The organism is Thauera sp. K11, assembly GCF_002354895.1.
GTDB classification, from domain to species: domain Bacteria; phylum Pseudomonadota; class Gammaproteobacteria; order Burkholderiales; family Rhodocyclaceae; genus Thauera; species Thauera sinica.
The window spans coordinates 1,708,632-1,729,284 of sequence record NZ_CP023439.1; the positions used below are offsets into that span (position 1 = coordinate 1,708,632).

13 protein-coding genes are annotated in these 20,653 nt (G+C 65.7%); 9 read left to right on the forward strand and 4 right to left on the reverse strand.

The genetic code is table 11. The features are described 5' to 3' along the window. Positions 1–34: 34 nt before the first annotated feature. The 9 genes from CCZ27_RS07525 to CCZ27_RS07550 all read left to right on the forward strand — a co-directional run bounded on the left by CCZ27_RS07525 (position 35) and on the right by CCZ27_RS07550 (position 17,102). Positions 35–7,819, forward strand: coding sequence for an RHS repeat-associated core domain-containing protein (locus CCZ27_RS07525; RefSeq protein ID WP_096446979.1), 7,785 nt, complete (start codon positions 35–37; stop codon positions 7,817–7,819). Between the two features lie 22 nt (positions 7,820–7,841). After that, positions 7,842–8,231, forward strand: a complete 390-nt coding sequence (locus CCZ27_RS07530; protein WP_157748478.1) for an Imm1 family immunity protein — start codon at positions 7,842–7,844, stop codon at positions 8,229–8,231. 119 nt (positions 8,232–8,350) lie between these two features. Then, positions 8,351–8,995: a hypothetical protein gene (locus CCZ27_RS23375; RefSeq protein WP_157748479.1), complete on the forward strand. Its 645-nt coding sequence runs from the start codon at positions 8,351–8,353 to the stop codon at positions 8,993–8,995. Positions 8,996–9,332: 337 nt separating this feature from the next. Beyond that, entirely contained in the window at positions 9,333–13,493 is a 4,161-nt protein-coding gene (locus CCZ27_RS07535) for an RHS repeat-associated core domain-containing protein (RefSeq protein ID WP_096446983.1), read from the forward strand. Continuing rightward, positions 13,490–13,867, forward strand: coding sequence for a hypothetical protein (locus tag CCZ27_RS07540; protein WP_096446985.1), 378 nt, complete (start codon positions 13,490–13,492; stop codon positions 13,865–13,867). Before CCZ27_RS07535 ends, CCZ27_RS07540 begins: the two co-directional genes overlap by 4 nt. A gap of 537 nt (positions 13,868–14,404) precedes the next feature. Beyond that, entirely contained in the window at positions 14,405–14,665 is a 261-nt protein-coding gene (locus CCZ27_RS23380; RefSeq protein WP_157748480.1) for a DUF7660 family protein, read from the forward strand. Positions 14,666–15,285: 620 nt separating this feature from the next. Beyond that, entirely contained in the window at positions 15,286–15,576 is a 291-nt protein-coding gene (locus CCZ27_RS23385; protein WP_157748481.1) for a hypothetical protein, read from the forward strand. Between the two features lie 357 nt (positions 15,577–15,933). Next, positions 15,934–16,251 carry a hypothetical protein gene (locus CCZ27_RS23390; protein WP_157748482.1) on the forward strand — a complete coding sequence of 106 codons (318 nt, stop codon included), beginning with the start codon at positions 15,934–15,936 and terminating at the stop codon, positions 16,249–16,251. A 377-nt stretch (positions 16,252–16,628) separates the two neighbouring features. Then, positions 16,629–17,102 carry an RHS repeat domain-containing protein gene (locus tag CCZ27_RS07550; protein ID WP_096446989.1) on the forward strand — a complete coding sequence of 158 codons (474 nt, stop codon included), beginning with the start codon at positions 16,629–16,631 and terminating at the stop codon, positions 17,100–17,102. 135 nt (positions 17,103–17,237) lie between these two features. Here the strand turns inward: CCZ27_RS07550 and CCZ27_RS07555 are convergent, their stop codons facing one another. The 4 genes from CCZ27_RS07555 to CCZ27_RS07570 are packed head-to-tail and all read right to left on the reverse strand — an operon-like array spanning position 17,238 to position 20,587. Further along, on the reverse strand, positions 17,238–18,011 hold the full coding sequence (locus CCZ27_RS07555; protein WP_096446991.1) for an ABC transporter ATP-binding protein: 774 nt from the start codon (positions 18,009–18,011) through the stop codon (positions 17,238–17,240). After that, positions 18,008–19,147, reverse strand: coding sequence for a FecCD family ABC transporter permease (locus tag CCZ27_RS07560; RefSeq protein WP_096446993.1), 1,140 nt, complete (start codon positions 19,145–19,147; stop codon positions 18,008–18,010). The genes CCZ27_RS07555 and CCZ27_RS07560 overlap by 4 nt, the downstream gene beginning before the upstream one ends. Continuing rightward, positions 19,144–20,004 carry an ABC transporter substrate-binding protein gene (locus CCZ27_RS07565; protein ID WP_096446995.1) on the reverse strand — a complete coding sequence of 287 codons (861 nt, stop codon included), beginning with the start codon at positions 20,002–20,004 and terminating at the stop codon, positions 19,144–19,146. The genes CCZ27_RS07560 and CCZ27_RS07565 overlap by 4 nt, the downstream gene beginning before the upstream one ends. A gap of 4 nt (positions 20,005–20,008) precedes the next feature. Beyond that, positions 20,009–20,587 carry a DUF7676 family protein gene (locus tag CCZ27_RS07570; protein WP_096446997.1) on the reverse strand — a complete coding sequence of 193 codons (579 nt, stop codon included), beginning with the start codon at positions 20,585–20,587 and terminating at the stop codon, positions 20,009–20,011. Positions 20,588–20,653 lie beyond the last annotated feature (66 nt).

A 20,653-nucleotide genomic window follows, 5' to 3' on the forward strand; every position in this document is an offset into this window, starting at 1 on the left:
TTTCCCAATCTGAATCCCAAACGGAACGACAGCCATGCGTGCCTTCCGCCTGATCGCCTGCCTTCTCGCCTTTTCGGCGGCAGCCGCACCTGCTGCGGCTGACACGTCGTCGATGCTGGGGCGTCTGCCTGAAGCAAGCGCCCGCCAGCTCAAGGAGCGGTTGGCGCCGCGTGGCCTTGCCTCCGCTGCCGCCTTGCGCCAGTACCTGGACGCCTCGCAACGCGAGCTGGACACCGCACCGGAAGCGGACGACGTACCCGCCCGCAGCCAACGCTTTGCCGCAAGGGCGGGCGAACTCACCGCGCTGCGCGAACAGGCGCGCCGGGATCTCGCCAGTCTGGAGGACGCCGCGAAGGCGAGCGGCTCGGCCGAGGCGACGCAGCGCATCGGTCGAATCCGCGGGCAGGTGGACGCACGCTTCGACCGGCTCGAAGGGCTTTTTACCACTTGGCGCAATGCGCCCCAGGGCAGCGAACGCCGCCAGGCCCGCCGCGAACTGCGTGCCGCGCTCGCCACGCTCCGCCATGCCGGCACCCCGGCTCCGGCTGCGATTCCTGTTCCTACCCTCGGCCCCCTGCAACCGGCCGGCGAGCCGGCTGCCAACCCACCGGCCGCGCGCTTGCCAGCCTATGCGCAAGCGGATGACGCGACTGGCGACCCCTTTACCCCCGGTGGCTTCCGGCTGATGAAGGTCGCCGCACTGCCGCCGGCGGTCGCGGCCGAGGCGGCAACGGACTGCTCCGCCACCAGCGCCGACCTGGCCGACGACGGCAAGGACGTGCGCCTGACCCAGCCGATCCGCGACCTCGCGGCATCGCTCGACTACTCACCGGCACGCATCCTGCGCTGGACGCAGCAGAACGTCGCCTTCGAACCCTACTGGGGGGCACTCAAGGGGGCGGAAGGCGTGCTGCAGACGCGCGCCGGCAACAGCACCGACCAGGCCAGCCTGCTGATCGCACTCTTGCGGGCCTCCAACATTCCCGCCCGCTACGTACGCGGCACCGTGCAGCTCAACGACACTGCCGCGCAGGACGACGCAGGCGGGCGGGCGCAGCGCTGGCTGGGCACCAAGCGCTACCGTGCATCGGCCGCGGTACTCGCCGGCGGCGGAACTTCCGCCGGCCTGCAGTCGATCGACGGCACCGTCCGCGGCATCCGCTTCAGCCATGTCTGGGTCCAGGCCTGCGTTCCCCATGGCGCTTACCGCGGTGCCCGCGCGGAAGCCGGCGGCTATCGCTGGCTGGCGCTGGACGCGGCGGTGAAGGACCATGACTACCAGCAGGGCATCGCGGTCGATGTGCCGCTCACCGATGCCGCGTTCTACACGCCCTATCTGGCGGCGCGCAGCGACCAGTTGCCGCACGAGCATTTCGCACAGAAGGTGGCGGAGGCGGCGCGTGCGACCGACGCCAATGCGGCGCTGGCCGACGTGCCCTACGCCGGTACGCCGCGGCCGCTGCGCTACGACGTGCTGCCCGGTTCGCTGCCCTACGAGGTCGAAGCCTTCACCAACTGGCCCGGCCTCGGTTCGTCCGAAACCGCAAGCCTGCCGGACGCACACCGCCACACCTTCACCGTGACGGTCAGGAACGGCGCCACCACGTTGGCGAGCGCCGCGCTGCCCTATCCGCAGAACGCCTTCAAGCGCGTCACGCTGTCCTATCAGCCGACTGCCGCCTCGCAGGCGGCCTGGAACGCCTGGACGGGCGATCTGCCCGCCGCGGCCGACGGCAGCATCCAGGTCGTGCCGCAGATCAAGGCCGACGGTACCGTGCTCGCCGCAGGTGCGCCCGCCAACGCGCTGCCGCTCGCCGGCGTGCACAACGTCATCCTCAAGGTCTCGCAGGGCGAGCGCAGCGGTGCCGCGTGCATCAACGACAGCGGCAACCCCGCCGACCCGAAGGACACCGACGGCACCTGCCTCAACAAGACCGTCTACACCAACATCAAGGCCGGCGCCTACCACGCCCTGGGCCTGAATGCGCTGCACACCTCGAATGCCTTCCTCGGCCAGCGGCTCGAAGCGCTGGCGGCCGGCGTGCAGGCCTATCCCGTCGCGCCCACGCCGGCCGCGGGTGCCGGCTACGAGGCCACGGTCGGTGAATTGCTGCATCTGGTGCTGCAGGACTACCTGCACCAGACCGAGCAGGCCGACCAGCGCAACGCCGCGTTGCGCGGCTTCAAGAGCGTGGGGCCGTACGACCTCGGGCTGACCGCGTCCGACCTCGAAACCGACTACCTCTTCGACATCCCGGTCGCGATCAAGCCGGCCGGCGTGTTCGTGGACTTCAAGGGCGGCCTCTACGGTTTCGTCAAACTCGATACCACGGCCGAGACGGCCGCGGCACGCGCCGCCGAAAACGTGGATCTGGCCAAGCTCTCGATCTACTCCGGCTCCGCGCTCGAACACCACGTCTGGCAGCAGGCGCTGCGCACCGATGCGGTGTCCACCGTGCGTGGGCTGCAGTTCGCCGCCGAGCAGGGCATTCCGCTCGTCACCTTCACCGCGGCCAACATCGGCCAGTACGACAGCCTCATGCAGATGAGCGGCGCCACCAGCATGGCCGCTTACAAGAGCGCGATCCAGAACGCGGTGAAGGGCTCGGACAACGGCAACCACGGCGTCGTCACCGTGCCGCGCGCCCAGATCGCCTACGCCGACCCCGTCGATCCGGCGAGCAAATGGACCGGCGCGGTCTACATGTCTCAGAACCCCGTCACCGGAGAGTACGGGGCGATCATCAACGGCACCATCGCCGGCGGCTTCCCGCTGCTCAACAGCACGCCCTTCAGCAATCTCTACAACTTCGATTCCTTCGTGCCCAACACCCTCCTTGGCACGAACGGGGGTGCCGGTGCGGTGCAGACCCTGCCCGGCGGCACCCAGGGCGAGAGTTCCTGGATCACCAAGGCCGGCGACCCGGTGAACATGCTCACCGGCAACTACACGCTGCAGGCACGCGACTTCACCATCAAGGGCCGGGGCGGACTGCCGATCGTGCTGGAGCGCTGGTTCAACGCGCAGAACGCCACCGACGGGCCGTTCGGCTTCGGCTGGACGCACAGCTTCAACCATCAGTTGCGTTTCTACGGCATCGAGAGCGGCCAGTCCAAGGTCGGCTGGGTGGACGGCACTGGCGCCCAGCGCTTCTACGCCGTGGCCGCCGCCGGCAGCATTGCGCCGGGCACGACGCTGGCCGCGCAGGCCGGGGTGTTCACGACGCTGTCGCGTCTGGCCGACGGCCGCTTCCAGGTGCGCGAGACCAACGGCCTCACCTACAGCTTCGAATCGCTCACGAGCCCGACCACCCCGCCGGCCGCGGGCAGCGAACCGCGCGCAAGACTGCTGGCCATCGCCGACCGCCACGGCAACACCCTGACGCTCAACTACAGCGGCAGCCAGCTTGCCTCGGTGAGCGACAGCCTCGGCCGCACGGTGCTCAGCTTCACCTGGAACGGCAACCGCATCGGCAAGGTGAAGGACGTCAGCGGACGGGAAGTGAACTACGCCTACGAGGACGGCAACGGCAACCTCACGCGCGTCACCGATCCGCTGGGTCAAGCCACGCGCTACAGCTACTACACCAGTGCCGACGGTGCCAAGCTCGACCACGCCCTGCGCCGCCACACCCTGCCGCGCGGCAACGGCATGGAGTTCGAGTACTACGCCGGTGGCCAGGTCTTCCGCCACACGCCGTTCGACACCAGCGGCAACCTCATTCCCGAATCGGCGCTGACCTTCCACTACAACAGTTATCGGCGCGAGAGCTGGACGGTCGATGGCCGCGGTGCCGAGGAGCGCTTCCTGTTCGACACGCACGGCAACGTGATCCAGCAGACCGCCGCCAACGGTGCCACCCACACCTACGCGTACGCCGACCCGAACGATCCGCATCTGCGCACGCGCATGACAGACCCGGTCGGCCGCGTCACCCAGTACAGCTATACCGCCGAAGGCTATCTGCAGACCCTGACGCTGCCGTCGGGCGCCGTGCAGGCGTGGCGCGACTACGACGCCTTCGGCCAGCCCCGCCGCGTCAAGGACGCGCGCGGCAACTGGACGCTCCACCACTACGACACCGCCGGGACACGGACCGACTCCATCCGGGTCAAATCGGGCGTGGTCCCCACCGTCGGCACCGCGCCTGCCGCGGCCAACGTCGTTTCCTGGATCAAGTACCAGGGCGACAGCGTGGGCAACCTCACCGGCGTCAAGCGCCTGCGCGACTGGACGGGCGCGACCCTGGGCAATTTCGCCAGCGGCAGCGGCCCCGTCGTCACCACCACCTTCGATGCGGCCAGGCTCAACGTCGCCAGCGTCGGCCGTAGCGGCAACCGCAACGGCAGCCAGATCAGCGAGACCAGCCCGATCTTCTCCCACGACGCGCTGGGGCGCCTCACCGGCGGGGTGGACGGGCGCTGGTATCCGGTCGCCTTCGATTACGACGTGCTCGACCGCGTCACCCGCGCCACCGACGCCACGGGCCAGCCGCGCCGCTACGCGTTCGACGTCAACGGCAACCGCATCGGTACGGAGCTGATTGCCGGCGGCAGCCGTATCGATTCCTCGGTGGCCGCCTTCGACGTGCAGGACCGCGTCGCCCACGTCCTCGATCACGCCGGCAACCGCGTGGCCTACGCCTACGATGCGGTGGGCAACCGGGTGAGCGTGGAAAGCCCCGACGGCTACGCCATCGGCTTCGACTACGACCTCGCCGGACGGCCCTATTCGGCCTACGACGAAGACGGCAACCGCGTCTTCTCCGCCTTCGACGTGGCCGGGCGCGTGCGAGCGGTCATCGACCCCAACGGCGCCGCGACGCTCTACGACTATCACGGCGACGAGCAGGACGGGCGTCTCGCGCGCGTGGAGCAGCCCGCCATCCCGGGCCAGAACGCGGGCCGCGCCGCCGAGACCGACTACGATGCGGGTGGGTTGCCCATCCGCGTGCGCCAGGTCTCGGCCGGCGGCGAAGCGCGCGAAGGCTACCGTTTCCACGACGAGCTTGGCCGCGTGGTGCGCAGCGTCTCCGCGCCGGACGACGTCGGCCAGCGGCTGCAGGTCTGCTACAGCTACGATGCACTCTCGAACCTCACCCAGGTGCGCGCCGGCGCCACCACCGACACCACCAGTGCCGCCTGCGCCGGCAGCCCCGCGGTGCAGCTCACCCAGAGCTGGGACGACTTTGGCAACCTGCTGACGCGCACCGACGCGCTGGGCCGGGTGTGGAAGTTCGAGTACGACGCCCACGGCAACCTCGTCGCCAGCCAGACGCCCGAGCAGGCCAAGGTCTCGACGCGCAGCACCTACCGCTACGATCCGGCGCTGCACGGCTTGCTGGCCGGGCGCAGCGTGCCGGGCAGCGGCAGTGCGGGCCAGAGCGTGAGCTATGCGCGCAACGCGCTCGGCCAGGTCATCCGCGCCGAGACGCGCGACGGCGCGGGCAACCTCGTCGTCGCCTACGACTACCAGTACGACGCCGCCCACCGTGTGGTGCGCATCGTCGACAGCCGCGGCGGCAAGGCGCTCGACTACGCCTGGACGCCCGCCGGGCGGCTGGCGAGCATTACCCTGGACGGCCATGTCTGGCGCTTCCAGTACGACGGCGTCGGCCGGCTCGCCGCGATCGTCGCGCCCAACGGCGCCACCATAGCGATGGCACGCGATGCCGCCGGGCGGCTCACCGAGCGGCGCTGGCCCGACGGCGCGAAGAGCGCCTTCGACTGGCTGCCCGAAGGCAGCCTCGCCGCCATCGAGCACAGCGCGGGCGGCAGCGCGCTCGCACAGTTCGCCTATGCCTACGATGCCTGGGGCAACCGCACGAGCGCCACCGAGACCCTCGCGGGCACCAGCCGCAGCCTCGCCTACGGCTACGACGCGCTCGACCGCCTGAAGACCGTCACCACCGACGGTGCGACCGAAACCCATGCCTTCGATCTCTTCGGCAATCGCACCAGCAAGACCACGGGCGGGGTGACCACCGACTATCTCTTCGACGCGGCGCACCAGCTCACCCAGGTGCAGATCGCCGGCACCCCCACCGAGCGGCTCGCCTACGACGACAACGGTAATCTCCGCAAGCACTGCGTCGGCAGTCCGAGTGGCAGCACCAGCGATTGCACCGGCACCACCGTGCTGAGCCTCGCCTGGAACGGCCTCGACCAGTTGATCCAGGCCGCCAGGACGGGCCTGCCCGCCGAGTCCTACGCCTACGACGATGCCGGGCGGCGTGTCACCAAGGCGGTGGGCAGCAGCGCCACCCACTTCGCCTACGACGGTCCCGACATCCTGGCCGAGTACGCCAGCCCGGCCGGCAGCCCCACCGCCGTCTATGCCCACGGTGCCGGCATCGACGAACCGCTGCTGCGCCTCACCGGCGCGACGAGCACGCCGGCCGCTTCCGCGCACCACTACGCGCAGGACGGGCTGGGCAGCATCGTCGCGGCCTATGGCGAGATCGGCGCCAGCGGTCCGGTCAGTGCCGCGAGCGTATCGGCCACCCACAGTTACAGCGCCGGCAGCTACCCGCCGGCAAAGCTGATCGACGGCGAGACGACCGGAAGCACCGGGTTCTGGGCTGGCAGCTCGGGCAACTTCGCTGCCGATCCAGCCGTGATCACGCTGGAACTGGGTGCGGAGAAAAGCGTGAGCCGCGTGAGGCTGCACCGGGTGGCCAGCTACCTGCCCGACTACGTGGTCAAGGATGCCGAGGTGCAGGTCCGAAAACCGGACAATTCGTGGCAGACGGTCGGCACGCTGACAAACAACACCAGCGAAGACAGTCCCGAGATCGTGCTCACCGGCGCCCCCGGCAGCGCGCTGCGCGTGCTCGTCAAGGGCGTGCGCAACGGCAGCCTGGTGCTGATGGCCGAGGTGACGATGAGTGCGGACGGTGGCGCGGCCAGCGTGGCCACCGCCCGCTACGACGCCTGGGGCAACGTCACGCAGGCGAGCGGCAGCATCCCGGCCTTCGGCTACACCGGACGCGAGCCCGATGCCACGGGCCTGGTCTACTACCGCGCCCGCTACTACCACCCCGCGCTCGGCCGCTTCGCCAGCCGCGACCCGCTGGGGCTGGCGGCGGGGATCAATCCCTACGCCTACGCGGGCGGCAATCCCATCCTCTACAACGATCCGGATGGCTTGCTGGCGCAACTGGCGTGGAATACGGCGGCCAGCTACTGGGGACAGCCGATAGTTCAAGAAACGGTCGCCACGATTCGAAATGGGGCCGCAGTGGCCGCTGGCAACTTCGTTCCAGACACGGTCAACGGTGCAACAGGTTGGTTTGAGCAGTTCCTGCACCAAGAATCGGGCTCGTTCGGGCGCATGGACTCGTGGGTGGATGTGCGAAACCCCGTTGCGCAGGACGTAGCCCAGGACCTGCGCGGTGTCGCAGCCGTTGGGTTAATGATGACGCCGCTGCGGTATGGTCGTGCCTCCAACGCGTCTTTCAATCCGCCAGTAGCCAATCTTCCGCTCAACACTGGAGGAAAAACATCTGGCATGTTGCACATTCCAGGGCAAGAATCACTGTCGCTCACGAGCGGAATTGCGGGGCCGTCTCAAGTCGTTAGAGGTCAAGGTTTGCCAGGATTCAACGGTAATCAGTTGACCCATGTGGAAGGTCATGCTGCTGCTTACATGCGGACTCACAAGGTCTCTGAGGCTGTTCTGGACATAAACAAAGCACCTTGCACCGCTGGTAGTGGTGGTGGATGTAATGGGTTGCTTCCCCGAATGCTGCCGGAGGGGGCTCATTTAACAATTCGACACCCAAATGGTGTTCAAGTTTATATTGGCACTCCTGACTAACGACGTACTAGCGAGTTTTCTAATGAAGTGGAACGTTCAGTGGTCCGACTGGAATAGTGTTTTCGAACGAAATGTGGCAACATCCAATGAGGCATTTACACTATTAGATGAAGTTAGAGATACAGCTAAAATCCCTGCCATAGTTGAGTTTTTCAATCATGAAGGCGTATCTCTTGGTATCGGCATTGGCCGAGAGAAAACCGTTCTTACGTTTCAAAAATCGAATGATCCTCCTTATTTTATTAGCATCGGAGAGTCGAATTCGAGTGGAACAACAACGTTTTGCTATGGTACAGAAGAATCTGAATATCTAGAAAGAAATTTGGTTGACTTGGACTCTGGATTCAGAGCAGTTCAAGAGTTTTTACTCTCTGGCGAAATGCCCCGCACCCTTCAATGGGAAATGCTATAAAGCAGTCGGTGTCCCGTCTAAGTGTCCACGAAGCGATTTCGTCAGTTGAACTATACGAAGGGCGTTTATCTCCGCTCACTTCCGAGATTGGTTTCTTGCAGTGTGACGTAGAGGCCGCAGTGAAAGCGTTCACTCTGTGGCAAAAGCGCATGCAAGGGCCACGTGGCGTAGAGGTCGAGGTAAGCCGTGCCTCCTGTGAATCGCTTGATATATTGCTTGAAAATCTCTTGCCGCTAACAAGTGTTGAACGAAGACGAATGTTGTTCGTCTCGACAAGGGGTAGTTGGTGTGCATATTTCGACAACGGATGGAGAGGGACGGATGCTTACAGCACAATTTCCTATCTTGCGGAAATGATCGGATGTCGTGGTGGTCGCATGCTGTATGTTCCTCACTCTCTCGATTCACAGGAAGGAACTCAACCAGGGCGTTATGGCGCAGTAGCATTAGAAATATTTTCTGCGCAGAAAACTGACTTTGTTAACACCGAACGCTCTATAGCTGTGGCTTTTGACGGCAAGAAATGGGCTTTCTCAGAGGCTGGTGCTAAGCAGTGCTTCGAGCAGGTCGACCAGTATGCCAACAGATCTGTTCGTAGCAGATTCACGGAGGCCATGCTCGAAGAGTACTTAATGGCTCTCGGTATTGATGCGTTTAAAGAGGATTTTTATGATCCTGAAAACGCTTTCTTAGCCGAAAAGAAAGGCCCGATGGCTCCGGCGACAAAAGAGTTTAGCCTCTCTGAAGTCCAAGCAAGTTGGTAGCCGATGAATCATAGGTGGCTTTCGTCCTAATACGCCTCTTCGCATGAATTTCGGCGATTTTGGCAAGCAAGGTCGGACTCGTTTGACCGGCGCCAATGACATGCAAGTGGGCCACTTGAGCGCACGCTCCTTCACAACCTGAACAGCCGCTTCGCGGGAGACAAACCCCACGCTCGGACGAGGGTACGAACGCGGCGCGACCGCGCCGCTTGGCGGCAACCTCACGCGCGTCACCGATCCGCTGGGTCAAGCCACGCGCTACAGCTACTACACCAGTGCCGACGGTGCCAAGCTCGACCACGCCCTGCGCCGCCACACCCTGCCGCGCGGCAACGGCATGGAGTTCGAGTACTACGCCGGTGGCCAGGTCTTCCGGCACACGCCGTTCGACACCAGCGGCAGCCTCATCCCCGAATCGGCGCTGACCTTCCACTACAACAGTTATCGGCGCGAGAGCTGGACGGTCGATGGCCGCGGTGCGGAGGAGCGCTTCCTGTTCGACACGCACGGCAACGTGATCCAGCAGACCGCCGCCAACGGTGCCACCCACACCTACGCGTACGCCGACCCGAACGATCCGCACCTGCGCACGCGCATGACCGACCCGGTCGGCCGCGTCACCCAGTACAGCTATACCGCCGAAGGCTATCTGCAGACCCTGACGCTGCCGTCGGGCGCCGTGCAGGAGTGGCGCGACTACGACGCCTTCGGCCAGCCCCGCCGCGTCAAGGACGCGCGCGGCAACTGGACGCTCCACCACTACGACACCGCCGGGACACGGACCGACTCCATCCGGGTCAAATCGGGCGTGGTCCCCACCGTCGGCACCGCGCCTGCCGCGGCCAACGTCGTTTCCTGGATCAAGTACCAGGGCGACAGCGTGGGCAACCTCACCGGCGTCAAGCGCCTGCGCGACTGGACGGGCGCGACCCTGGGCAATTTCGCCAGCGGCAGCGGCCCCGTCGTCACCACCACCTTCGATGCGGCCAGGCTCAACGTCGCCAGCGTCGGCCGCAGCGGCAACCGCAACGGCAGCGCGATCAGCGAGACCAGCCCGATCTTCTCCCACGACGCGCTGGGGCGCCTCACCGGCGGGGTGGACGGGCGCTGGTATCCGGTCGCCTTCGATTACGACGTGCTCGACCGCGTCACCCGCGCCACCGACGCCACGGGCCAGCCGCGCCGCTACGCGTTCGACGTCAACGGCAACCGCATCGGTACGGAGCTGATTGCCGGCGGCAGCCGTATCGATTCCTCGGTGGCCGCCTTCGACGTGCAGGACCGCGTCGCCCACGTCCTCGATCACGCCGGCAACCGCGTGGCCTACGCCTACGATGCGGTAGGCAACCGCGTGAGCGTGGAAAGCCCCGACGGCTACGCCATCGGCTTCGACTACGACCTCGCCGGACGGCCCTATTCGGCCTACGACGAAGACGGCAACCGCGTCTTCTCCGCCTTCGACGTGGCCGGGCGCGTGCGCGCGGTCATCGACCCCAACGGCGCCGCGACGCTCTACGACTATCACGGCGACGAGCAGGACGGGCGTCTCGCGCGCGTCGAACAGCCCGCCATCCCGGGCCAGAACGCGGGCCGCGCCGCCGAGACCGACTACGATGCGGGTGGGTTGCCCATCCGCGTGCGCCAGGTCTCGGCCGGCGGCGAAGCGCGCGAAGGCTACCGTTTCCACGACGAGCTTGGCCGCGTGGTGCGCAGCGTCTCCGCGCCGGACGACGCCGGCCAGCGGCTGCAGGTCTGCTACAGCTACGATGCACTCTCGAACCTCACCCAGGTGCGCGCCGGCGCCACCACCGACCCCACCAGTGCCGCCTGCGCCGGCAGCCCCGCGGTGCAGCTCACCCAGAGCTGGGACGACTTTGGCAACCTGCTGACGCGCACCGACGCGCTGGGCCGGGTGTGGAAGTTCGAGTACGACGCCCACGGCAACCTCGTGGCCAGCCAGACGCCCGAGCAGGCCAAGGTCTCGACGCGCAGCACCTACCGCTACGATCCGGCGCTGCACGGCTTGCTGGCCGGGCGCAGCGTGCCGGGCAGCGGCAGTGCGGGCCAGAGCGTGAGCTATGCGCGCAACGCGCTCGGCCAGGTCACCCGCGCCGAGACGCGCGACGGCGCGGGCAACCTCGTCGTCGCCTACGACTACCAGTACGACGCCGCCCACCGTGTGGTGCGCATCGTCGACAGCCGCGGCGGCAAGGCGCTCGACTACGCCTGGACGCCCGCCGGGCGGCTGGCGAGCATCACCCTGGACGGCCATGTCTGGCGCTTCCAGTACGACGGCGTCGGCCGGCTCGCCGCGATCGTCGCGCCCAACGGCGCCACCATCGCGATGGCACGCGATGCCGCCGGGCGGCTCACCGAGCGGCGCTGGCCCGACGGCGCGAAGAGCGCCTTCGACTGGCTGCCCGAAGGCAGCCTCGCCGCCATCGAGCACAGCGCGGGCGGCAGCGCGCTCGCACAGTTCGCCTATGCCTACGATGCCTGGGGCAACCGCACGAGCGCCACCGAGACCCTCGCGGGCACCAGCCGCAACCTCGCCTACGGCTACGACGCGCTCGACCGCCTGAAGACCGTCACCACCGACGGTGCGACCGAAACCCATGCCTTCGATCTCTTCGGCAATCGCACCAGCAAGACCACGGGCGGGGTGACCACCGACTATCTCTTCGACGCGGCGCACCAGCTCACCCAGGTGCAGGTCGCCGGCACCCCCACCGAGCGGCTCGCCTACGACGACAACGGCAACGTCCGGAAGCACTGCGTCGGCAGCCCGAGCGGCGGCACCAGCGATTGCACCGGCACCACCGTGCTGAGCCTCGCCTGGAACGGCCTCGACCAGTTGATCCAGGCCGCCAGGACGGGCCTGCCCACCGAAACCTATGGCTACGACGATGCTGGGCGCCGCATCACCAAGACGGTGGGCAGCAGCGCCACCCACTTCGCCTACGACGGTCCCGACATCCTGGCCGAGTACGCCAGCCCGGCCGGCAGCCCCACCGCGGTCTATGCCCACGGTGCCGGCATCGACGAACCGCTGCTGCGCCTCACCGGCGCGACGAGCACGCCGGCCGCTTCTGCGCACCATTACGCGCAGGACGGGCTGGGCAGCATCGTCGCGGCCTACGGCGAGATCGGCGCCAGCGGTCCGGTCAGTGCCGCGAGCGTATCGGCCACCCACAGCTACAGCGCCGGCAGCTACCCGCCGGCAAAGCTGATCGACGGCGAGACGACCGGAAGCACCGGGTTCTGGGCTGGCAGCTCGGGCAACTTCGCTGCCGATCCAGCCGTGATCACGCTGGAACTGGGTGCGGAGAAAAGCGTGAGCCGCGTGAGGCTGCACCGGGTGGCCAGCTACCTGCCCGACTACGTGGTCAAGGATGCCGAGGTGCAGGTCCGAAAACCGGACAATTCGTGGCAGACGGTCGGCACGCTGACAAACAACACCAGCGAAGACAGTCCCGAGATCGTGCTCACCGGCGCCCCCGGCAGCGCGCTGCGCGTGCTCGTCAAGGGCGTGCGCAACGGCAGCCTGGTGCTGATGGCCGAGGTGACGATGAGTGCGGACGGTGGCGCGGCCAGCGTGGCCACCGCCCGCTACGACGCCTGGGGCAACGTCACGCAGGCGAGCGGCAGCATCCCGGCCTTCGGCTACACCGGCCGCGAGCCCGATGCCACGGGCCTGGTCTACTACCGCGCCCGCTACTACCACCCCGCGCTCGGCCGCTTCGCCAGCCGCGACCCGATGGGGCTGGCGGCGGGGATCAATCCCTACGCCTACGCGGGCGGGAATCCCGTCCTCTACAACGATCCGGATGGCTTGCTGGCGCAACTGGCGTGGAATACGGCGGCCAGCTACTGGGGACAGCCGATAGTTCAAGAAACGGTCGCCACGATTCGAAATGGGGCCGCAGTGGCCGCTGGCAACTTCGTTCCAGACACGGTCAACGGTGCAACAGGTTGGTTTGAGCAGTTCCTGCACCAAGAATCGGGCTCGTTCGGGCGCATGGACTCGTGGGTGGATGTGCGAAACCCCGTTGCGCAGGACGTAGCTGGGGATTTGCGTGGCGTTGCTGCCATCGGAGCGACGCTCGCTGGCAGCGGCATGCTAGGCTCGGGGGCAACGTTTGCGGAGTTGTCAGGTACGGGAGCTGCAAGGGGGAGAATCTTCACTTCCTCTGACCCGCTGGTCGGCAACTTGGCAACGAAAATCGATGCTGCGTACCCAGGCCATGTCGTTGGAGTAAACGTACCAATCCGGGACGCAGCGGGGCGCCTTGTCACTGATGCTGACATCCTCCTCAAGAACGGCATCGTGCAGGTTAAGTCAGGAGGTGGCAAAGGCCTGACGAGCCAACTTCAACGAACAGAACAAGCAACAGGACTGCCGACTGTCGGCTATGGGCCTGACCTAAAGCCCTCCATCCTTCGGGGATGTGTAGCAACAAACTGCGAGCAAACTCTGATTGAGATTGTCAAGCCATGAACACACTGGTTCTGCTTCTGAAGCGCGACAGCGTGTGGTCGCCGGAAACCTGGGCAATGCAGCACGGTGGCGAACGAGGTGTTGGTGGGCAAGTCATGATTGAGGGCCAATCAAGCTGGCTCTCGATCTTGCGCGATGACCGCGTCCTCGATGAGTATGACGATGAGGAACGCTCTGAACTCTCGGCAATGTTGGCCGAGCCGATGCCGTTCTTGCTCGAATGGAAGGGAAGTGATTTGATTGAAGCATTGATCCGGGCTGTGCCGTTTGAGAGCGGTGCAGTCGTGGACAACGATCATGGCCTGTTGGCGTCGATTCAGGCGATTCGAGACCTGCCGTTGGGGTCTTGGGTGAGAGAGAGGACGTTGCCGTAGATTCCTTGCCGCAAAGGGGACGATGTGGACGTCAACCAAGTCCCAATCCATTGCTGAGAATGCCTTCAGACACTTCAAAGATCACGGCGCTGATTTCGGCGCAAAGAATGCGGTCGACTACGTTCGCAAAGCGCAGGTATCCCGTCCAAGTGTCCGCGAAGCGATTTTGTCAGCTCTGCAGAATCCAAAACCGCCTGTAACAAATGGGTCGGACTCGTTTGACCGGCGCCAATGACATGCTCCAGCAACTGTCCGGTTTAGTCAGAGCAGCATTAGTCGAAACTTTAGTTCTGGAAGCTCAATTGACGATCTCGCCGCATCACTTCGCAATGGTGCGACAAAACCCAGTGAGATTCCTGCAGTCCGATTGGTCGAGAGAGATGGCCAATTGTTTACGCTCGACAACCGACGTTTAGAAGCTTTCCGAAGGGCAGAAACTCCGATTCCTTACCGGATGGCAACGCCAGAGGAGGCGGCTGCCGAGGCTTGGAAATTTACTACGCGAAACGGAGGAACATCGATCCGAGTTCGAGGGGAATGACCATGGATGAGATAAGAAAATTTGAGTCAATTAAGAGTCGAGATGAATTCGTGGCTTTCGTGAATGAGCTTAGCAAGTCGTTTCGGATGAATCCAGAATCATGGGAAAATAATGACATTGGGTCGTATCTTGATGCGCTAGCAGCGTGGGTTTCCGATATGGACGGTTATTACCTTAACCACAAGCTTCCTGTGCCAAAGAGGCCAGATTGGAAAAACGTTGCTGATATGTTGTTGGCGGCAAGATCTTATGAGTGATCGTTCCTATGGTTGTCATTTTACTTGGCTAAAAAGTTATACGAGGGGCGTTTCCTCCCATTAACTTCTGAGATCGGTTTTTTGCAGTGCGGCGTAGAAGCCGTGGTAAAAGCGTTCGCTCTATGGCAAGAGTGCATACAAGTGCCTCGTGGCGTAGAAATTGAGGTAAGCCGTACCTCTTGCGAATCGCTTGATCAGATTCAGGTTCCAGAAGGATTCGGTGCCCGATGGGTATCTGACGGCAGTTTCATCGGTTTCATCAACCCATAAGGATTGTGGCTATGGCGGCTCGCGGTACATATCGGTGGCAGAAGACCACAGACATCAATCGCAAGCACCCGCTGTTCGAGTTACTGGACGGTGAGACACCGGTACTGGATGCCGGATATACGGATGACGAGGTCTTCGAAGTCGCCTTCAACTCAAGTATTGGTGGAAGGGTGATCGATTGGGATCAGTTCGTGAAGCTACTCGAAGAAGGAAGATCTCTCGCGGAACTAGATCGGTAGGCCCTTGCTGCACAAAATGTAGGTGTCGCTGCGTACTCAATCGTCTGATTGGAACTGCCCCCTATGGCGACTTGAGCAGCTACGTGGTGCGGTTATCAAGGGTCCTGATTGATGAATACGCCGATCAAAGTCGCTGTAAGCTGGGATGCAGAGAAAATGGAGCAATTGCCAACTGGCGGCAGCTACATTACGGCAGCAAAGTTCATGGAAGATGCTGAGGCATGGCAAAGGGAAGGATGGAGCATTGCATTGGCATTTCAGCCTGAAGATGCCAAAAAGCGTAATTTTGCTGCAACTGCCCGATTCTTAGTGTCCGATGCCCCTTGGGGGAGACTAAAAAAGGTGGGCACGTTCGAACTTTACGAAGGAAATAGAAAGACTGCCACGGTTACGGTTTTATAGGGCGAACTCTAAAATGAAAGAGGGGAGGGGCTTTTAATCATCACGCCGAAACGCAACAAGAAGGATTTTGCTGATGTAATGAGAGATATTCGACGACTGCGTGACGCCGGTATCGCTGAGTCTGATTGAGGAGAGGCTCATCTACTGCCTATTCGGCGTCAGGGCTAGATCGACGTGTTTGGTGGGGAGTAAGCAGTGGTAAATTTTCAATTGTCTTGTACGGTCGTGGAATTGCGCGCCGCGTCATGTATGATTTTTGAGAGTACGGCCGGCCAGCATCGGTATTCGAGGTAACCATCTTCCCGGGCTGACGCTACAGATATGGAATTATTCTCCTTTTCCATAGTGGATGATGGAATGCCCAATATCGTCGCGAAAATACGCTTTCTTAGCACAGCAGAAGGGGGGCGTTCCCAAGCGCTACCATCTGATACTTTCGGTTGCCCCGTATTCTTCGAAGGTATTCCGGAGCTTTCTTCCCACGGATACGATTGTCGTATTCTTATCTCAGAAGTTCCTGAACCTGTTCAGCCTGGAGACGAGGTTGAGAAAGTCAGGATGCTCTTCCTATCTCCTGATGAAGTTCTTACTCAAGTCCGGTTGGGGGCAAGATTTACTTTGTGGGAGGGGAAAACTATTGCGTATGGAGAGGTTATAGGAATCGATATGGAATAGAGACTAGAAATCCACATCTTGAACATGCAGTAAGAGGCGGACATACTCTCCAGTTCTCTTGGCGGCGTCTCGACAGATATACCCTGCATTCAGGCCGCAGCCGAGAAGAGCGGAAGACTACTGACTGGTCCGACCAATGGCATTGTTTGGGCGAGGCAAATAGCAGGGATTGCACGACACGGTAATTACTGAGTTCGATCGAAACTGAGCGCCTGTAGGTTGGGCTTGCATCCTGTCTTTCTCTACGCACCGACCCATTCACAACTAGAACAGCCGCTTCGCGGGAGACAAACCCCACGCTCGGACGAGGGTACGAACGCGGCGCGACCGCGCCGCTTGGCGGCAACCTGCTGACGCGCACCGACGCGCTGGGCTGGGTGTGGAAGTTCGAGTACGACGCCCACGGCAACCTCGTGGCCAGCCAGACGCCCGAGCAGGCCAAGGTCTCGACGCGCAGCACCTACCGCTACGATCCGGCGCTGCACGGCTTGCTGGCCGGGCGCAGCGTGCCGGGCAGCGGCAGTGCGGGCCAGAGCGTGAGCTATGCGCGCAACGCGCTCGGCCAGGTCACCCGCGCCGAGACGCGCGACGGCGCGGGCAACCTCGTCGTCGCCTACGACTACCAGTACGACGCCGCCCACCGTGTGGTGCGCATCGTCGACAGCCGCGGCGGCAAGGCGCTCGACTACGCCTGGACGCCCGCCGGGCGGCTGGCGAGCACTACGCTGGACGGCCATGTCTGGCGCTTCCAGTACGACGGCGTCGGCCGGCTCGCCGCGATCGTCGCGCCCAACGGCGCCACCATCGAAATGAAATTATTACAGTCAAGAGCCAGGCTTTTTCTGAGATGACTCTGTCGTCGGAAGAGCGTGCTCAGCACATCAATTGATCAGGGGTTCCCTAGCGACGAAAAGGGGAATTTTTCACGATTCCCGGCCGACCCTATTGCACTGCTGCCGCGAGCCGCAGGGTCGCGCAGCGTCCTCCTAACCGTCGACGCCGGTCAGTTGCCAGGGAACGGGCAGCGTGCAGCCGTCGTGGTCGAAATGTACCGCGCGGATGCCGAAGGCTGCGGCCAGCAGGTCGTCGCCGAGCACGTCGCGGGGCGCGCCGGCGGCGAGCACGCGGCCGTGGCCCAGCAGTACCAGGCGGGTGCAGAAGCGTGCCGCGAGCGTGAGGTCGTGCAGCACGATGCCGACCGCCAGCCCTGCCGCGGCTTCGGCGGCGAGCAACTGCATGATGCGGATCTGGTGCGCCGGGTCCAGCGCGGCCAGCGGTTCGTCGGCGAGCAGCACCCGCGGCGTGACGGCGAGCGCGCGTGCCAGCATCACGCGGGCGCGTTCGCCGCCGGAGAGCGTCAGCACGTTGCGCGAGGCCAGATCCGCGATGTCGGTCGCGTGCAGCGCGCGCTCGATGACGGCATCGTCGTGCGGGCCGTCGCCGCGGCCGTGGGGCAGACGGCCCAGCGCCACCACTTCGCGCACCGGCAGCGGCCAGTGGGCGGCGTGGCCCTGGGCGAGATAGGCGACGAGGCGCGCACGCTCCGCGATGGAGTACGCATGCAGCGGGCGGCCGTCGAGGGCGATCCGCCCGCTGCAGGGCAGCAGGCCGGCCAGGGCCTTGAGCAGCGTCGACTTGCCGGCGCCGTTGGCGCCGAGGATGCCGGTCAGTTCGCCCGCCCGCAGTTCGACGTCGATGCCGTCGATCAGGCGCCGGCCGCGCACGGCGACGCCGAGGCCGGTACCGCGCAGCACGCTCATGCGATCTCCCTGCGCGCACGCAGGATCAGGGTGAGGAAGAAGGGCGCACCCACCAGCGCGGTAAGCACGCCGAGCTTCAGTTCCGGCCCGCCCTCGTGGAGCATGCGCACGCCCAGGTCGGCCAGCGTCAGCAGCGCAGCGCCGGCCAGTGCCGACAGCGGCAGGAGGCGCGCGGGGTTGCCGCCGGAGAAGGGGCGCATCAGGTGCGGCGCGACCAGGCCGATGAAGCCGATCGCACCGGACACCGACACCGCGGCGCCGACCGCCAGCGCGCTGCCGGCGAGGACGTTGCGGCGCAGCCGGGCGAGATCGATGCCGAGGGAACGGGCAGTGTCCTCGCCCAGCGTCAGCGCCCGCAGCCCCCGGCCGCAGCCCAGCAGCAGCGCGCCGCCGGCGGCGATGAAGGGCAGGGCGAGTTCGACGTCGCGGCTGCTGCGGTCGGCCAGCGAGCCGAGCAGCCAGAACACGATCTCGGTCACCGCCGTGGGATTGGGCGACCAGTTGAGGACGAGCGAGATCAGCGCCCCGCACAGCGAGGACACCGCCACCCCGGCCAGGATCAGCGTGGTGGTGCCGGTCTGGCGGCCGGCGAGGAAGAACACGAAGGCGGTGGCCGCCGCGGTGCCGGCGAAGCCCGCCAGCGGCAGCGCGGCGTAGAAGGCGTCGGCGAAGCCAGTGTAGAGCGCCAGCACCGCGCCCAGCGCGGCGCCGCTGGAGACGCCGAGCAGGCCCGGTTCGGCCAGCGGGTTGCGCAGCAGGCCCTGCATCGCCGCGCCGGTGATGCCGAGCGCCGCGCCCACCGCGACGCACAGCAGGGTGCGCGGCAGGCGGATGTCGAGCAGGATGCGCTGCGGAATCGTCTCGCCGGCCAGGGTGCCGGCGAGCAGGCGCTGCGGGCTCAGATCGACGTAGCCGGTGAACAGCGACAGCACCGCCAGCGCCGCCACTGCGGCGGCGAGGACGGCTGCTGCCAGCCGCCGGGCGGGGGGCGTGCGCCTGGGGCGCGAGGCGGCCGTGCCGCCGTCGGCTGCGATGCCGGATGCGGCACCGTCCAGCTTCCGCCCGCCCGCGCGGGCGTTCGGCGCGGTGGCGTCGTGCGTGCCGGAGCCCGGCGGCGGGGGAGGTGATGCGTTCATCGGCCGCTTCCCCCGGCGGCGAGCAGGGCCGCCGCATCCAGGTTCCACGGGCCGCCGCAGATCGTCAGGCGCGCGGGCAGCACGACCTCGCGCGCGCCCAGGTTGGCGATGGCCGGATGCTGCAGCAGGCGGTTGCCCAGCGTCGGCGTGCCGCGGCGGTAGTCGCTGCCGACGAGGATGTCCGGCGCCTGCCCGACCAGCCTTTCCAGCGGCAGGATGCCGTAGCCGGCCAGCCCGGCGCGCGCGGCGCCGTTGTCGTGGCCGGCGGCGGCGAAGATGTCGTGGTATAGCGTGCCGCTGCCGGCACTGTAGCCGCCGGAGGCGAACTGGGTGGCGACCGGGCGCGGTTCGCGGTGCTTGGCTGCGAGTTCGGCCAGCCGCGCATTGAAGCGGCCGATGATGGCTTCGCCGCGCGCTTCTTCGCCGACCGCGCGCGCCACGGTGCGGATCTCGTCCGCCACGTCGGCAAAGCTGCTGGCGCCCGGCACCGCGACCACCGGGATGCCGTAGCGGCGCAGCATGGCGGTGGTGTGGCGCGTGGTGTAGGTGCCGACGAGCACGAGGTCCGGAGACAGCGCCAGCACTTCCTCTGCATTGCCGCGCACCGTGGGCAGGCCGCGCGCCTGTTCGTGCAGCGCGGCGCTGAAGGCGTCCTGGCTGAGGTGGGTGAGGGCGGCGATGCGCTCGCGCCCGACCAGTTGCAGCAGGATCTGGTCGGTGCACAGGTTCAGCGACACGATGCGCTGCGGCGTGGCCGCGGCGGTCCCGGCGCCCGGCCCCGCCGCGGCCAGCGCGAGCGGCAGCAGGCGCAGCGCGTGGGCGATGCGGCGGCACGGCGGGGATGCGGCCGGGCGCATGGCGTCAGCCGCCGCAGACCGGGCCCGATCCGCTGCGGTCCAGCGGATCGGCGGGCCGGTCGAGGTAGGCGCGGCGCAGTTCGTCCCAGGCCGCGAGTTTCGACCAGTCCGGCTGCCTGGCGAGACGGCCGTCGTCGCCGAGGAAGGGGTTGGGCAGGAACACCGTCATCTGCTGGTCGCCCGCCGCGGTGAAGAGGCGCACGCCCCAGGATCTCGGCGCGCCGTCGCGGCCCAGCACGCGGTAGAACTCGGCGCGCCCGGTGCGCCGCTGCGCGGCCTGTTCCGGCGTGGTGCCGCTGAAGTGGCCGATGCACAGATGGAAGTGCCATGCGCCGAAATCCACCGTGGCGTAGCCGTCGAGCAGGCCGACGTTGACCGGCGCGCCGGGGGCGCGGATCTCCCATACCGCGCCGGGCACCAGGGTGCCGAAATGGATGTCGCGCCAGTAGCCCTGGAAGATGTCCTTGAGCAGCAGCCACAGGGTGTTTTCGTCGGTGGGCAGCGGCCAGCACTGGACGCGGCCGAGGCCGGGTTCATCGACGATGGGGGGCGTGGCGGGCTGCGGCGTGGAAAGGGTCGTCATGGTGTCGCCTCCGTGCGGGAAGGGGCGGTCGCCGGGCGGGCGGCGGCCGTGCGGCGGGCCGTGCCG

Coding starts and splice junctions, on each gene's coding strand:
- CCZ27_RS07525 (WP_096446979.1), top strand. CDS start 35: ATGCGTGCCTTCCGCCTGATCGCCTGCCTTCTCGCCTTTTCGGCGGCA.
- CCZ27_RS07530 (WP_157748478.1), top strand. CDS start 7,842: ATGAAGTGGAACGTTCAGTGGTCCGACTGGAATAGTGTTTTCGAACGA.
- CCZ27_RS07535 (WP_096446983.1), top strand. CDS start 9,333: ATGGAGTTCGAGTACTACGCCGGTGGCCAGGTCTTCCGGCACACGCCG.
- CCZ27_RS07540 (WP_096446985.1), top strand. CDS start 13,490: ATGAACACACTGGTTCTGCTTCTGAAGCGCGACAGCGTGTGGTCGCCG.
- CCZ27_RS23380 (WP_157748480.1), top strand. CDS start 14,405: ATGACCATGGATGAGATAAGAAAATTTGAGTCAATTAAGAGTCGAGAT.
- CCZ27_RS23385 (WP_157748481.1), top strand. CDS start 15,286: ATGAATACGCCGATCAAAGTCGCTGTAAGCTGGGATGCAGAGAAAATG.
- CCZ27_RS23390 (WP_157748482.1), top strand. CDS start 15,934: ATGCCCAATATCGTCGCGAAAATACGCTTTCTTAGCACAGCAGAAGGG.
- CCZ27_RS07555 (WP_096446991.1), bottom strand. CDS start 18,011: ATGAGCGTGCTGCGCGGTACCGGCCTCGGCGTCGCCGTGCGCGGCCGG.
- CCZ27_RS07560 (WP_096446993.1), bottom strand. CDS start 19,147: ATGAACGCATCACCTCCCCCGCCGCCGGGCTCCGGCACGCACGACGCC.
- CCZ27_RS07565 (WP_096446995.1), bottom strand. CDS start 20,004: ATGCGCCCGGCCGCATCCCCGCCGTGCCGCCGCATCGCCCACGCGCTG.
- CCZ27_RS07570 (WP_096446997.1), bottom strand. CDS start 20,587: ATGACGACCCTTTCCACGCCGCAGCCCGCCACGCCCCCCATCGTCGAT.